15 protein-coding genes are annotated in these 14,926 nt (G+C 63.4%); 6 read left to right on the top strand and 9 right to left on the bottom strand.

Translation table 11 applies throughout. From position 1 onward, the window contains the following. Positions 1-6: 6 nt before the first annotated feature. Positions 7-642 (top strand): TetR family transcriptional regulator C-terminal domain-containing protein, encoded by a 636-nt coding sequence (locus LB532_RS06300; RefSeq protein WP_140495120.1) that lies wholly within the window; start codon positions 7-9, stop codon positions 640-642. Between the two features lie 15 nt (positions 643-657). Here LB532_RS06300 and LB532_RS06295 read toward each other — a convergent pair whose 3' ends face one another. Beyond that, on the bottom strand, positions 658-1,530 hold the full coding sequence (locus tag LB532_RS06295) for a helix-turn-helix transcriptional regulator (RefSeq protein ID WP_140644239.1): 873 nt from the start codon (positions 1,528-1,530) through the stop codon (positions 658-660). A 101-nt stretch (positions 1,531-1,631) separates the two neighbouring features. On the opposite strand from LB532_RS06295, the gene LB532_RS06290 reads away from it, so the two are divergent. Both LB532_RS06290 and LB532_RS06285 read left to right on the top strand, forming a co-directional pair. Then, complete coding sequence (locus LB532_RS06290) at positions 1,632-2,471, top strand: SDR family NAD(P)-dependent oxidoreductase (RefSeq protein WP_140644241.1); 840 nt, start codon at positions 1,632-1,634, stop codon at positions 2,469-2,471. Beyond that, on the top strand, positions 2,468-3,190 hold the full coding sequence (locus LB532_RS06285) for an SDR family oxidoreductase (RefSeq protein WP_140644243.1): 723 nt from the start codon (positions 2,468-2,470) through the stop codon (positions 3,188-3,190). The genes LB532_RS06290 and LB532_RS06285 overlap by 4 nt, the downstream gene beginning before the upstream one ends. A gap of 9 nt (positions 3,191-3,199) precedes the next feature. Here the strand turns inward: LB532_RS06285 and LB532_RS06280 are convergent, their stop codons facing one another. The 5 genes from LB532_RS06280 to LB532_RS06260 form a co-directional block, all read right to left on the bottom strand. Next, entirely contained in the window at positions 3,200-3,577 is a 378-nt protein-coding gene (locus tag LB532_RS06280) for a DoxX family protein (protein WP_140644245.1), read from the bottom strand. Between the two features lie 69 nt (positions 3,578-3,646). After that, on the bottom strand, positions 3,647-4,105 hold the full coding sequence (locus LB532_RS06275; protein WP_140644247.1) for a carboxymuconolactone decarboxylase family protein: 459 nt from the start codon (positions 4,103-4,105) through the stop codon (positions 3,647-3,649). A gap of 11 nt (positions 4,106-4,116) precedes the next feature. Then, entirely contained in the window at positions 4,117-4,635 is a 519-nt protein-coding gene (locus LB532_RS06270; RefSeq protein WP_140644249.1) for an RrF2 family transcriptional regulator, read from the bottom strand. Positions 4,636-4,745: 110 nt separating this feature from the next. Next, on the bottom strand, positions 4,746-6,059 hold the full coding sequence (preA, locus tag LB532_RS06265) for an NAD-dependent dihydropyrimidine dehydrogenase subunit PreA (RefSeq protein WP_140644251.1): 1,314 nt from the start codon (positions 6,057-6,059) through the stop codon (positions 4,746-4,748). Between the two features lie 2 nt (positions 6,060-6,061). Next, positions 6,062-7,426 (bottom strand): NAD(P)-dependent oxidoreductase, encoded by a 1,365-nt coding sequence (locus LB532_RS06260; RefSeq protein WP_140644253.1) that lies wholly within the window; start codon positions 7,424-7,426, stop codon positions 6,062-6,064. A gap of 300 nt (positions 7,427-7,726) precedes the next feature. Between LB532_RS06260 and LB532_RS06255 the strand changes: the two genes are divergently transcribed. After that, on the top strand, positions 7,727-8,503 hold the full coding sequence (locus LB532_RS06255; protein ID WP_140644255.1) for a VOC family protein: 777 nt from the start codon (positions 7,727-7,729) through the stop codon (positions 8,501-8,503). 72 nt (positions 8,504-8,575) lie between these two features. Here the strand turns inward: LB532_RS06255 and LB532_RS06250 are convergent, their stop codons facing one another. Beyond that, positions 8,576-9,064, bottom strand: coding sequence for a hypothetical protein (locus LB532_RS06250; RefSeq protein ID WP_140644257.1), 489 nt, complete (start codon positions 9,062-9,064; stop codon positions 8,576-8,578). Positions 9,065-9,264: 200 nt separating this feature from the next. Between LB532_RS06250 and LB532_RS06245 the strand changes: the two genes are divergently transcribed. Continuing rightward, entirely contained in the window at positions 9,265-9,657 is a 393-nt protein-coding gene (locus tag LB532_RS06245; protein ID WP_140644259.1) for a DoxX family protein, read from the top strand. 21 nt (positions 9,658-9,678) lie between these two features. Here LB532_RS06245 and LB532_RS06240 read toward each other — a convergent pair whose 3' ends face one another. Together LB532_RS06240 and LB532_RS06235 are read right to left on the bottom strand one after the other, a co-directional pair. Next, positions 9,679-12,120, bottom strand: coding sequence for an FAD-dependent oxidoreductase (locus LB532_RS06240; protein ID WP_224556452.1), 2,442 nt, complete (start codon positions 12,118-12,120; stop codon positions 9,679-9,681). Positions 12,121-12,186: 66 nt separating this feature from the next. Continuing rightward, positions 12,187-13,725, bottom strand: coding sequence for a trimethylamine methyltransferase family protein (locus tag LB532_RS06235; RefSeq protein WP_224556640.1), 1,539 nt, complete (start codon positions 13,723-13,725; stop codon positions 12,187-12,189). A 217-nt stretch (positions 13,726-13,942) separates the two neighbouring features. Here LB532_RS06235 and LB532_RS06230 point away from each other — a divergent pair, with 217 nt between their 5' ends. Then, entirely contained in the window at positions 13,943-14,533 is a 591-nt protein-coding gene (locus LB532_RS06230) for a transglycosylase SLT domain-containing protein (RefSeq protein ID WP_140553022.1), read from the top strand. Positions 14,534-14,926: the final 393 nt, after the last annotated feature.

Here is a 14,926-nt window from a genome sequence, read left to right as displayed (position 1 = left end):
GCAACGGTGAACACCAGCACGGAAGCCCCTCGCCGCACCCGCATCCAGCAGGAGAAGCGCGAACTCATTCTCGAAGCGGCACTCGAGGTGTTCTCCACCAATGGCTTCCGCGGCTCGACCATCGACCAGATCGCCGAAGCCGCGGGGATGTCGAAGCCCAACCTGCTCTATTACTTTCGCCGCAAGGAAGACATTCACGAGACCCTGATGCAGCGCCTGCTCGACACATGGCTGGCGCCACTCAGGGAACTCGACGACATCGGCGATCCCCTGACCGAGCTCAGGAGCTACATCAGGCGCAAGCTTGAAATGGCCCGCGATTTTCCGCGAGAGAGCCGGCTGTTCGCCAACGAGATCCTGCAAGGCGCACCACGCATCATGCCGTTGCTGACCGGCGAGTTGAAGACGCTGGTCGACGAGAAGGCAACCGTCATCAAGGGCTGGATGCGCGCCGGCAAGATCGCCAGGACGGATCCTTGGCACCTGATCTTCTCGATCTGGGCGACGACCCAGCACTATGCCGATTTCGACGTCCAGGTCCGCGCCGTGCTCGGCCCGAACCGTGGCGGCGACGGCCGCTTCGAGGACGCAGCGAGGTTCCTGGAGCAATTGTTCCTCGACGGGTTGAAGCCGAAGGCCTGACCCTGCCCTGAAGGCTCATGCGCTGCGCCGCTCGGCCGGCAGCGCATCCAGCAAGCTCTGCAGCTTGGCGATCGAGTTCTGCTCGGCCAGCGGCGTGTAGACGACCAGCCGCATGTCGGATCCATCGTCGATCGACAGGCTCATATGCTCGAAGGCCATGGCGCCGGCCGTCGGGTGGCGGACGTGCTTCAGACCGGTCAGCTTTCGCGCCACGTCGCGGCGCGGCCACCAATCGCGGAACTCGGGGCTCGAGCGCATCATCAGCGCGATCAGCCGGTCGAAATCGGGATCACCGACATATTTGGCGCTTTCAGCGCGAAACGAAGCGAGCACCACGCGGGCAAGCTCTTCCCAGTCGACCAGCAGGCGGCGATGGTGCGGGCTGGTGAACACCATGTGGACGATGTTGCGGGCGTCACCCTCCAGCAGGCCATAGTCGCCGAACACCACCACCGCCGCATCATTCCAGGCAAGGACGTCCCAGCGCCGGCCAACCACATAGGCGGGCTGCAGCACAAGGCTTTGCAGCATGTGCAGCAACGGCCCGTCGACCTTTTCGGGCGTTGCCCCACGACGCTCCGGCTGTTGGCGGCCGGCGAGGATGAACAAATGCCGCTTCTCGACAGCGTCGAGGCGCAGCGCCTCGCAAAGCGCCGCCAGCACCTCCACCGAGGGCCTGACATCCCTGCCTTGTTCCAGCCAGGTGTACCAGGTGGTGCCGACACCGGCGATCATCGCCACCTCCTCGCGCCGCAGGCCCGGCGTGCGCCGCCGCGCGCCGCAGGCAATGCCAGCGGCCTGTGGCGAAAGCCTCTCGCGGCGCGAGCGCAGGAAGGCGCCGAGCTCGCGCCGGCGGCTGTCTTCAGCGGAATGAGAAGGAGCATCCATGATCCTATTATAGCAGTACCGATACCAGGATAAAGTTTGAACTGTTTGGCGCGCACCCGCTGCCCCATCTTCTGTCGAGAGCAACGAATGGAGGCTCAAACATGGACCTGAAAGACAAGACAATCCTGATCACCGGTTCGACCGACGGTGTCGGCCGGGTCGTCGCGCAACGGCTGGGCGCAGGTGGCGCCCGGGTGCTTGTGCACGGACGCGACGCAGCGCGCGGCAAGGCGGCGGTCGCGGACATCGAGGCGGCCGGCGGCAAGGCCGAGTTCTTCGCAGCCGACCTCGCCTCGCTGGCCGAGGTGCGCCGGCTCGCGGAGGCCGTGCGTGAGAAAACCGCTCGGCTCGACATCCTCATCAACAATGCCGGCGTCGGCACGGCTGGCCAAAACGCTAAAAGGCAGGTCAGCGCCGACGGCTATGAACTGCGCTTCGCCGTCAACTATCTCGCCGGCTTCCTGCTGACGCAAGAATTGCTGCCCCTGCTGAAGGCCAGCGCACCGGCGCGTATCGTCAACGTCGCCTCGGCGGGCCAGCAGGCCATCGACTTTAGCGACGTCATGCTGCCCCATGGCTACAGCGGCGTGCGCGCCTACTGCCAGAGCAAGCTGGCGCAGATCCTGTTCACCGTCGATCTCGCCGAGCAGATCAAGGGCAGCGGGGTTACCGTCAACGCCCTGCACCCGGCGAGCTACATGAACACCACGATGGTCCGCCAGGCAGGCGTCACGCCATGGAGCTCGGTGGAGACCGGCGCCGAGGCCATCGTCAACCTCGCCACCTCGCCTGATCTCGCAGGGCGCAGCGGCCTCTATTTCGACGGCCTTCGCGAATCCCGCGCCGACGCCCAGGCTTACGACACCACGGCAAGAGAGAAACTGCGAAGCCTGAGCCTCGACCTTGTCGGGCAGGCAACATCGAAGGACCAGCACCCATGACCGAGAAGATCGAACACACAGTTATCATCGGCGGCTCGTCCGGCATCGGCCTGGCGACGGCGCGAAAACTGCTCGGCCCGAGCATGAAGGTGACGATCACAGGGCGCAACCAGGAGAGGCTCATCAGCGCCTGGAAAAGCCTTGGCGGCGCCGCCGGCAAGGCGACGTTCGATGCGGCCAAGCCCGACGAGGTGCGCCAGTTCTTCGAGCGTCTCGGCCCGTTCGATCACCTCGTTCTGGCGGCCAGCGGCGGCAAGGGCCTCGGCCCGTTCCAAACGCTTGACCTTGCCGATATCGCGGGCGGAGTCGACGAAAAGGTGCGGCCACAATTGTCCTGCCTGCAGGCGGCCTTGCCGACGCTGGACAAATCAGGATCGGTCACCTTCATCTCGGCGGTGTCCGCCCAGCTCGCCACGCCGGGCGTCGCCGGCATCGGCGCCGTCAATGGCATGCTCCTGACGGTGGCGCCGATCCTGGCTGTCGAGCTGAAGCCGCTGCGCGTCAATGTCGTGGCACCCGGGGTCATCGACACGCCTTGGTGGGACTTTTTGCCGGACGAGCAGCGACAAGCGGTCTTCGCGGAATATGTCGGCAAGACGCCGGTCGGCCGCATCGGCCGCGCAGAGGACGTCGCCTCGGCCATAGCCTTCCTCGTCTCCAACGGCTTCATGACCGGCCAGGTGCTGACCTGCGATGGTGGTTTGCGGTTCGCGGCCTAGCTGCAACCGTCAAAGCGACTGGGCGATCAGTGTCAGGAAGCCGCCGCTCAGCGCGACATTGCCAACAAAACCATTGATACGCGACGCACGCTCCTGTCCCTGATAGTCCCAGAAATTGTGGAACATCGGCGTGGCGACGATCATGAACAGCACCAGCGCCATACAGGCAATCGCGGTCCAGAAGCCCACCATCACCAGCACGCCGGCGATGATCTGCAGGACGATGCCGGCCCAAAGCGCCAGCCGCGCCTGCGACACGCCTCGCGCGGCCATCAGCCCCGTCAAGAAGCCCGCGTTCTGGATGTTGCGCAGGCCAGCGAAGACAAACCCGCCGCCAAGCAACAGCCGGCCGAGAACCAACAAGGCGGCGGGCAAATCGGCAAGCATCAAACGCTCTCCCTTTGAAATAGTGGGAGCGCCGCCTCCCTCGGCGGCGCTCCGATCGTGATCGGGCAATCAGGCGGCCTTGGCGGCAGGCATCGGATGAATGGCGTGGAACGGAATGCAAAGCCGGTTCCAGGTGTTGATCATGCCCAGCGCCACGGAGAGCTTGACCAACTCCTCTTCCGAGAAATGCTCCAGCGTGCGGGCATAGAGCTCGTCCGAAACACCATTGTTGGCGATCAGCGTCACGGCCTCGGTCCAGGCCAAAGCGGCGCGCTCGCGCTCGGAAAACAGCGGCGATTCCTTCCAGGCCGAAACCAGATAGAGCCGCTGCTCAGTCTCGCCGTCGCGCCTGGCCTCGCGGCTGTGCATCTCGACGCAGAACGAGCAGCCATTGATCTGCGAGGCCCTGAGCTTGATCAGGTGCAGCAGGCTCACCTCCAGCCCACATTCGTCGACCGCCTTGTTGAGCGCCGACACCGCTTTCATGATCTCGGGCGCCTTGGCGAAGAACTGCAGCCTCTGTTTCATGGTCTTTCCTTTCACGCTTGCTTGGTTGAACTGGATTTCTGCTGCCGCTGGTGGCGCTCGGTGAAAGCGCAGCTTGCCGCGACCGACCGCGGATCGGCGCCTTTCATGAAGTCCGCCACGATGTCGGACAGCCTGACCTCGGACAGCGCCGTGCGATAGGCGCGCTCCGCCTTCAGCATCGCAGCATTGATGCCGCACGGCCTGACATAGGCCGACGCATCGAGTTTCGTCGGGCCGCGCTGGCGGATTTCGCCGCAGCGGAAAGCCGGCTCGCGCCCTTCGACCGCCAGCACGATGTCCAGCAGCGTGATGCGTTCGGCCGGCTTCGCCAACCGGTAGCCGCCCGCCGGTCCCGGAACCGATTCCAGGATGCGCGCAGCGGTGAGCATGTTGAGATGTTTCAGGAGATAGCTCGGCGACAGGCCAAACGCCTCCGCCAGGGCCGCACCCGGCATGGTGCTGTCGCCATCAACGCCCGCCAGCGTCGCCGCGCAGTGGATGGCCGCTTCGACGCCATCACCCAGTTTCATGGTGCCAATCTCCTATACATGGATAATTTATATCCTGGATATTTCTTGTCTGCAATAGGAAAATGAAGACGGCGCCCGAAGACGCCGCTTTTTTCCTCGATTGTTCCGCCCTACTCCGCCGCCACCTTGGCCATCGGGTTGTTCGGGTGCGTGGTCCAGTTGGCGTAGACCGGCGACACGGGCATGCCGGTGCGCTGGTCCATCACCCCGGCGGCCAGCGGCTCCATGGTGATGCAGTTGTCGACCGGGCAGACATTGACGCACAGATTGCAGCCGACGCATTCGGCCTCGATCACCTCGAAATGCCTGACGCCGTCGACCATGCTGGTGATCGCCTGATGCGAGGTGTCCTCGCAGGCGATGTGGCAGCGGCCGCATTTGATGCAGGCATCCTGGTCGATATGCGCCTTGGCGACATAGTTGAGGTTGAGATACTGCCAGTCCGTGACATTGGGCGTGGCACGGCCGATGATGTCGTCGAGCGAGCGATGGCCCTTCTCGTCCATCCAATTTTCGAGACCGGCGATCATCTCCTGGACGATCTTGAAGCCGTAGGTCATCGCCGCCGTGCACACCTGCACGTTCCCCGCGCCGAGGGCCATGAACTCAGCGGCGTCGCGCCAGGTGGTGATGCCGCCAATGCCGGAGATCGGCAGCCCCTGCGTTTCGGGGTCGCGCGCGATCTCGGCCACCATGTTCATGGCGATCGGCTTCACCGCCGGGCCGCAATAGCCGCCATGCGAACCCTTGCCGTCGATGGTCGGCATCGGCGCGAAGCTGTCGAGATCGACGCCGGTGATCGAGTTGATGGTGTTGATCAGCGACACCGCGTCGCTGCCGCCGGCGTGTGCTGCTCGCGCCGGCTTGCGGATATCGGTGACGTTGGGCGTCAGCTTGGTGATGACGGGCATGCGCGTGTACTGCTTGCACCAGCGCACAACCATTTCGATATATTCCGGAACCTGGCCGACGGCGGCGCCCATGCCGCGCTCCGACATGCCGTGCGGGCAGCCGAAATTGAGCTCGATGCCATCGGCGCCGGTCTCCTCGACAAGCGGCAGGATCGCCTTCCAGCTTTCCTCGACGCAAGGCACCATGATCGAGGCGATCAGCGCCCGGTCGGGCCACTCCATCTTGACCTGCTTCATCTCGCGCAGATTGGTCTGCAAGTCGCGGTCGGTGATCAGCTCGATGTTGTTGAGGCCGAGCAGACGCCGGTCGGCGCCCCAGATCGCGCCGTAGCGTGGGCCGTTGACGTTGACCACCGGCGGGCCCTCTTCGCCCAGCGTCTTCCAGACGACACCGCCCCAACCAGCCTTGAAGGCGCGCACGACATTGTAGGCCTTGTCGGTCGGCGGCGCCGAGGCCAGCCAGAACGGATTGGGCGATTTGATGCCGACGAAATTGTTCCTGATATCTGCCATGCTCATGCCCTCCCGTTCGAGGTCAGTGCCCGGTGAATGGATTCCGCCGCATCACGACCTTGCGCCACGGCCGAGACGGTCAGGTCGTCACCGCCATAGATGCAATCGCCGCCGGCCCAGACCTTGGCCAGCGAGGTGCGTCCTTCCGCATCGACCTTGATGCGCCCGGCCTCGAGCTCGATCGCAGCACCGCTGCCGTTGAGCGCAGCGGGGACGAAACTCTGGCCGATCGCCTTGAATACCTGGTCGGCAACGAGGGTCAGCGTCTCGCCGGTGCCGGCAAGCCTGTCGCCGTTCATGGCGGTATATTCGAGCTCGATGGCATTGACCTTGCCGCCTTCGGCAATCACCCGCTTCGGCTGTAGCCAGTGTCGGATGACGACGCCGTTGGCGGCCGCCAGATCCTGCTCGAATTCGGAAGCATTCATATGTTCCTGGCCGCGCCGGTAGCAGATCGTCACCTCTTCGGCGCCGAGCAGCTTCGACTGCACGGCGGCGTCGATGGCCGTCATACCGCCGCCGATGACGACGACGCGCCGGCCGACCGGAAGCATCGAGAGATCGCTGGCCTGGCGCAGTTCGGAAATGAACTCCACCGCATTGATGACGCCGTCGGCGTCTTCCCCGTCGGCGCGCAGCGCGTTGACGCCGCTAAGCCCCATGCCGAGAAAGACCGCGTCATAATTGCGGATCAGGTCCGACAGCTGGTAGTCGCGGCCGAGCGCTTTGCCGCTTTGCATGTCGATCCCGCCGATCGAGGTGACGTAGTCGACCTCGGCCTGGGCGAAATTGTCGACGCTCTTGTAGGCGGCGATACCATACTCGTTAAGGCCGCCGGCTTTCTGGCGCGCTTCCAGGATGGTAACATCATGGCCATGGCGGGCGAGCCGGTGCGCCGCCGCGAGTCCTGCCGGGCCGGCGCCGACCACGGCAATCGTCTTGCCGGTGGCCGCGGCGCGTGCATAAAACTGCTTGTTCTCGGCCATCGCGATATCGGTGGCGTAGCGCTGCAAGCGCCCGATCTGCACCGGCTTGCCTTCCGCCACCTCGCGCACGCAGACCTCTTCGCACAAGGTCTCGGTCGGACAGACGCGGGCGCACATGCCGCCCAGAATGTTCTGGTCGAAAATGGTCTTGGCCGAGCCGATCGGATTGCCCGTGGAGATCTGGCGGATGAACAGCGGAATGTCGATCGAGGTTGGGCATGCGTTCATGCACGGCGCGTCGTAGCAGAAATAGCAGCGATCGGATTCGACCAGCGCCTCGTGGTGATCGAGTGGCGGATGCAGGTCGGAAAAATTGTCCGCATACTGATCGGCAGGCAGCCGGCCGCCTGCAATGCCTTCCCTGAATTGGCCTTCTGCCATCGTCAGTTCCCCTTGTTTTCGTTTTAGGAAAGGCTAGCACGTTTTATTTTTTTATCAATTGGTCAATTTTCGACATAAGTCGCTGAAAAGGCTCGAATAAAACATGATATTTCAGTTCATGTTTTAAGCCCGTGATGCGCGAATATCGAACCTTCGAAGAAAGGCTTTCCGCAAGGCGGCCGGCGCGGCCACGGCGCGCCTGGGACACGCAAATTTTTCCTCCGCTGTCGGATTTCCGTCTCGAAGATCGTCCTATGATGGATCGAAGGACGATCGACGCAAAAGGTGAGGAGACCGACGATGCCGAAATCCCCAATGCCCTTTTTCTGGTACGAATTGATGACATCAGACCTCGACGCCGCCGAGGCGTTCTATACCAAGGTGGTCGGCTGGATGGCGCAACCCTTCGACAATGCTCCCGGCATGCCGCGCTACATCGTCATGAATGTCGGCGAGCGTGGCGTCGGTGGGCTGATGACGATGCCTGAGGATGCCGCCAAGATGGGCATGCCTCCCGCCTGGCTTGGCTATATCCACACCAGGGATGTCGACGCTGCCGCGGCGTCGTTGCAGAAAGCAGGCGGCGCCGTTCATCGCCAGCCCGACGACATTCCGGGCGTCGGCCGCTTCGCCGTCGTCGCCGATCCGCAAGGCGCGACCTTCATGTTCCTGCAGCCGAACGGGCCCGACCAGCCGGTCGTGCCGGCCAGCACGCCGGGCCATATCGGCTGGCACGAGCTTTATACAACCGACTGGAAGGCCGCGTTCGACTTCTATTCCAGCCAGTTCGGATGGACCAATGCCGGCGATTTCGACATGGGGCCGATGGGAACCTATCAAACCTTCGCGGCCGGCCCCGAATCCGGTGGCGGCATCATGAACAAACCCGAACAGATCCCGGTGCCGGTCTGGCAGTTTTATTTCAACGTAACCGCCATCGACGCGGCGGCAAAACGGGTGACCGACAATGGCGGCAAGATACTGATGGGTCCGATGGAGGTACCCGGCGGCAGCTGGATCGTGCAGTGCCAGGACCCGCAAGGCGCCCATTTCGCCCTGATGGCGCCCGGACGGTAAGGGGCTCAACGTCGCACAGGAGGACGGCCTTTGATCGTAAGATTGAGGGCCGTGTCCCTGCTTGGCGCCGCGCTATTCCGGGGTCAGCACCGCGACTTTCAGGCCTGCCTTTTTTGCACCGCTGAACTGGACGGTGGCCGGGCCGGGCGCAAGCTTGAACCGAACGCTCTTGCGAATGTCCGGACAGGTCTTGACCCCGCTGTAGCCGGCCAATTTCACAGTATGGCCGTCCTGAATGACATCGATCCAGGCTTCGCCCGACAGGCTTATCTGGATGCCCCCTTCCGGCGGTACAACCATGCTGGCGACGGCACCGAACGTGCCAGGCGCCGGGGCACGTTCGGGCGGGAGGGCGAATTCCGCTGTCTCGGCCGGCACCAGGACCAGATCGGCGGCAGCGCCGATCGCCAGCGCGGTCCCCGACGCAGCAGAAGGAGGCGCCGCGAACAACGCCTGCTCGCGCGTTACCGGCCATTTGAACGCCTCGCAGCCGGCATCCTCGGCCATTGCGAAGCTGGTGCCGGCAAGGATTGCGAAAAAGCTGATGACGACTTTTTTCATGGCGAGAGATCCCCAAACGATTTCGACTATCTACAGATCGATACAACCATAGAGATAATAATGCAACCCTAGGAGGAAAATATCGACACATTGCGGAACATCTCGCATCACCGATTGTTGATGTGAGGTAGCGGGAAATGAATGGTCCATCTCGGGGCGATAATCTAGGCCGAACCTGGGGGTGAAAAACGGAGTTTCAGATGGCGCTTTTCGAAGGCTTGGCGCGATACCAGCCACAGGCGCTCGGCGTTCTGCGCATCATGACCGCGCTGCAGTTCGTCGAGCATGGCAGCCAGAAGCTGTTCAATTTCCCGGCAAGCGCCGAACCCCACGCCCTCAGCGGGTTGACGCTGACAGCCGGCATTCTCGAGTTCGCCGGCGGCATCCTGCTGGCGCTGGGGCTGTTCACCCGCCCAGTCGCCTTCCTTCTGGCGGGCGAGATGGCGATCGCCTATTTCATGGCGCACATGCCGCGCGGCTTCTTCCCGGTCAACAATGGCGGCGATTTGGCGATCTCGTTCTGCTTCATCTTCCTCTATCTGTTCTTCGCCGGCCCTGGCGCCTTTGCGCTCGACAATCGCCGTGCTGCCTGATGCGAGCCGGATGCGGATTGTTCACGCCCGCATCCGCTCCAAATTGGCGTCGAACAGCGGTACCGGCTGCATGCGTGCGGCACGGCGCTTGCCGAGGATTTCGATCTCGAAGCCTTCGCTCTCCTCGGCGATCTCCTTCGGCACGTAGCCCATGGCGACCGATTTCCTTGAATGATGCGCATAGCCGCCTGACGTCACCCAGCCACGCACCGTGCCGCCGAACCAGATCGGCTCGTCGCCGATGACATCGGCGTCGGCAGCCTCGACGATGAAGGCCCGCAGCCTGAGCCTGCCGCCCTGCTTGCGCTCTGCCAACGCCCCGGTCTTGCCAATGAAATCCGCCTCCTTGCCATAGGCGACGAAGCGATCGAGCCCCGCCTCCAGCGGTCCGTAGATCGGCCGGTATTCGCGCGCCCATGAGCCATAGTTCTTTTCCAGCCGCAGTGCGTTCAGCGCGCGGGAGCCGAACAGGCCTATGCCGAACTCCTCGCCCGCCGCCATCAGCGCCTGGAACGCCGCGCGCTGATATTCCGGCGCCACCCAGATTTCATAGCCAAGATCACCTGTGTAGCTGACGCGGCCAACAAGGCACGGCGCCATGCCGATATCCATCTTGCCAATGGCCATGAAGGGAAAGGTGGCGTTCGAGACGTCCGTCCGCGTGACCTTGGCCAGCACGTCCCGCGCTTTCGGCCCGGCGACGGCAAGGCCGGTGAGTTTCGCGCCCGATGCCTCAATGCGGACAGAACCATCCGCGGGCAGATGCTTTTCGAACCAGCGCATATGGTATTGCTCGGCAATGCCGGAACCGGCGATGAACCACTCCTCGTCATCTCGATCAAGAGGGCCGAGATTGGCCAGCGTGAAGTCGCCGATGAGCTTGCCATCCTCCTTCAGCATAGGCGCCAGCGTCATGCGGCCTGGCCTCGGCAGCTTGCAGGCAAGCAGCCGGTCGAGCCATGCGGCAGCACCCTCGCCTGTCACGCCATATTTGGCGAAGTTCGAAATCTCGGCGAGGCCGACGCCCCCGCGAACATTTGCAACCTCCCTGCCGACATGGGCGAAATCGCTCGAGCGGCGCCACGAGAACTCGTCCCTGACGCCTACGGGCGCGTACCAGAGCGGCACTTCCAGCCCATAGGACACGCCCCATTGCGCGCCCTTGGCCGACAGCAGGTCGTAGACCGGCGTCGTCTTCAGCGGCCGCCCGACGGGCAATTCCTCATTGGGGAAGCGGATCGAAAAGCGCCTGGAATAGTTCTCGCGCACCTTGGCATTGGTGTAGGCCATCGTCGCCCAGTCGCCATAACGCGAGACGTCCATGGCCCAGATGTCAGCGCCGGGATCGCCCTCGATCATCCAGTTGGACAGCGCGAGCCCAACGCCGCCGCCCTGGCTGAAACCGGCCATGACGCCGCAGGCCACCCAGAAGCCCGGCAAACCGCGCACCGGCCCGACCAGCGGGTTGCCGTCGGGCGCGAAGGTGAAGGGTCCGTTGATGATCTGCTTGATGCCGGTGTTCTGAAAGGCCGGGAAATGCCGGAAGCCGACTTCCAGCGACGGTGCGATGCGGTCGATGTCCGGCTCCAGCAGTTCGTGGCCGAAATTCCACGGCGTCGAGAATTCCGACCATGGCTTGTTGGCCTTCTCATAGGTGCCCATCAGCATGCCGCCGCGCTCCTGGCGCAGATAGAGCTCGCCGTCGAAATCGACGGCGTGGATGATCTCGGTGCCGGTCTTGGCGTTCCAGGCTGCGACCTCCGGCATGTCCTCGGTGATCAGGTACATGTGCTCCATGGCCATCACCGGTAGTTCAAGTCCGACCATGCGGCCGACCTCGCGCGCCCAAAGGCCACCGGCGTTGACGACATGCTCGGCCACGACCTCGCCCTTGTTGGTGATGACACGCCACAGCCCGTCGGGACGCCGCACGATGTCCTCGACCTTGGTGAAGCGCTCGACCTCGGCGCCCAGCTTACGCGCAGCCTTGGCATAGGCATGAGTGACGCCGGAGGGATCGAGATGGCCGTCCTCCTTGTTGCGGACAGCGCCGACGAACTGCTTGGGGTCGAGCAGCGGCATCAGTTCGGCCGCTTCTTTCGGCGAGATTTCTTCGAGATCGATGCCGAGATAGCGCCCCTTGGCGACGACGCCGCGCAGCCAGTCGAGCCGCGCCTCGGTCGCCGCCAGCAGCACGCCGCCGGTCAGATGCACGCCGGTCGCCTGGCCGGAAAGCTCCTCGATCTCCTTGTAGAGGTTGATCGTGTATTTCTGCAGCTTGGCGACGTTGGGATCGCCATTGATCGTGTGCATGCCGCCGGCCGCGTGCCACGTCGAGCCTGAAGTCAGCTCGTCGCGCTCCAGAAGCACGACGTCGGTCCAGCCATGGCGGGCGAGATGGAACAGCACGGAACACCCGACGACCCCGCCGCCGATGATCACGACCTTTGCATGCGATTTCATGATTTTATCTCTGATATCAGTGAGTTGGATGGGTTAGATGATTCAAAACGGGACGTTCGTGGCGCATCACGGCTCGCCCGCCCCAATCGCTTCCTTGCGCTTGGCCACGTAGGCCTCCAGCGCTTCGCGCACGGCGATGTCCATCGGAGGCTCGACATAGTCTTCGAGCGCCTTCTTCCACAACCGCGTGGCGCGCGCGGTTGCGTCGAGGCCGCCGGCTTCCTGCCAGGCTTCAAAATTCTGCCAGTTCGAAAGCATTGGCTGATAGAAGGCCGTCGCATAACGTTCCAGCGTGTGCGGCTCGCCGAAGAAATGCCCGCCGGTCGGCACCGCGCCCAGCGCCTCGACGGCAAGCTCGGCTTCATCGACCACGATCGGGCGCAAAAACTCCATCATGTGCTGGATCATTTCGACGTCGATGATGAATTTCTCGAACGACGCAGTCAGCCCGCCCTCCTGCCAGCCGGCGGCGTGATAGACGAGGTTGCCGTGGCCGAGCACCGCGCCCCACAGCGCCATTAGCGTCTCGTAGGCGCCTTGCGCATCGGCGGCGTTGGAGGCCGAGCCCGGCGTTGTCCGGTAGGGTAGCCCGTAACGCCGTGCCAATTGCCCCGACGCGATGTTGGCCTTGGTGTTTTCAGGCGTGCCGAAGGCCGGCGCGCCCGACTTCATGTCGACATTGGAGGTGAAGGCGCCATACATGACCGGCGCGCCCGGACGCACAAGTTGCGTCAGCACGACGCCGAACAGTGCTTCCGCATTCTGCTGCGCCAAAGCACCCGCCAGCGTCACCGGGCTCATCGCGCCCATCAGCGTGAACGGCGTCACCGCCACCGACTGGCCGAATTCGGCCATCGTCATCAGCCCCTCGGCCATCATCTCGTCGAAACGGCGCGGCGAGTTGACCGAGATGATGGTGGCGACGCCGGGATCGTCGCGCAACTGGTCCAGCGTCAGCCCGCGCGCGATCGCCATCATCTCGATCCCGTCCAGCGCCCTGCCCCGGCCGATCGCCGAGACATGGAAGCTTTTGTCGGTCAGCGTCAGATTGGCGAAATAGGTGTCGAGATGGCGCGAATTGGCCGGCAATTCGACCGGTGCGCAGACCTGGTTGCCGAGCATGTGCACGCAGTTGAAATGCTGCGCCAACCGGGTCAGATCCGCATAGTCGTGCAAATTGCCGGGGCGGCGGCCGCGCGCCATGTCGTGCACATTGGGCGGCCCCGCAACGAGCGTGAAATTGATTGTGTTGCCGCCGAGATGAACGGCGTTGGCCGAATTGCGCGGTGTAAGGGCATATTTGGATCGCGTCGTCTTCAGCGCCTCGTCGACCATGCCGCGGTCGATGCGGACGTTCGCCGACGCGTGGTCCACGTTGGCACCGGCCTTCTCGAACAGCGACAGCGCCCGCGGGCTCATCACCTCGATGCCGAAATTCTCCAATATGTGCATCGACGCCTGATGGATCGCCTCGATCTGGTCGGGCGACAGCAAGGCCATCGGCGGATAGGGATTGGTCACCCGCCTCGCCGGCAGTTGCGGAATAGGCCCTGGTCCCCGGTTGCTGGTGCGCTCGGCGCCGCGCTTGCGTCTTGGTTCGTTCATATCAGGCATCAAAGCCTCGGCAAACCGCGCCAGCTGTCAGAAATACGCCGTTTGCGGGCGCGATTTTAACCGAGGCGGCATTTTCGAAACATTGATTTATAAAAAGCGACAAGATATGTCGGACAATCAATATGGCACTTTCCGAACCGCCCGCGTCGGCGACGCGTTAACGGGCGCGGCAAGATTCCCTTTATGATTTGAGCCTATTGCTCTGCCGATGCGTAGGTCGAGTTTTAGTAAAATTGTAGCGGTTGGTATGCTGCTGGCACTTTCGGCCTGCGCGACCGCCCCCAGCCACATCAACAATGTCTGCGCCGTCTTCGACCAGAATGACGGCTGGTTCGACAATTGGCAGTCGGCCGCCGAACGCGCCGAGCAGAAATACGGCGTGCCCGTTCCCGTTCTGATGGCAACGGTGCGCAAGGAATCCGGATTCAAGAGCAACGCCCGGCCGCCGCGCACCAAACTGCTCGGTTTCATCCCGTGGAAGCACGTTTCGTCGGCCACAGGCTTCTCGCAGGCGCTGGACGGTACATGGTCGCAATATCAGAGCGAAACCGGCAACTGGGCGGCGCGCCGGACCAAATTCGCCGACGCCGTCGATTTCGTCGGCTGGTACCATTCCAAGACAGCGGATACTTACGGCGTCGCCCGCAACGACACCTACAATCTCTACCTCGCCTACTATCTCGGCTGGACCGCCTATGGCCGCGGCAACCGTGGCGACGCCGGCGTCCAGGGCTATGCCCGGGCGACCGACAAGATGGCCCGCGACTATGCCCAACAGCTGAGGCAGTGCGGCAGCTGAGAGGCGCGCCGGTGGGTCAGCGCGGCTCCCTGCCGAACACCTTGATGTATTCCGCCTCGCCGCCCTTGGCGAGCGCCTTCGCCTGCTTGACCCAGTCCTCGCGCTCGATGCGGCCTTTGAATCTAAGATAGTCGTCGACCCATTGGCGCTCGGCTTTTTTCCACGCGGCGACCTGGGCGTAGGTGAAGATGCCGAGGTCGTTGAGGATGCCTTCTGTTTTCGGGCCGACGCCCGAAATCAGCTTGAGATTGTCGGGTTTGATCGGCCTGGCGATGCCGGTCGGACGGTTCTTGTCGGTGGCACTTGCGTCGGCCAGCCGAGCCGGCGGGGCAAGCGGTGCAACGTATGCACTCTCGGCCTGCCGGCCGTCACCAAGCGTTCTTGGCGTGAACG

Origin of the sequence: Mesorhizobium sp. ESP-6-2, from assembly GCF_020164675.1 — a bacterium.
In the GTDB taxonomy this organism is placed as follows: domain Bacteria; phylum Pseudomonadota; class Alphaproteobacteria; order Rhizobiales; family Rhizobiaceae; genus Mesorhizobium.
Note: the sequence above shows the minus strand (reverse complement) of the source record. Positions and strands in the feature narration are given on the sequence as shown.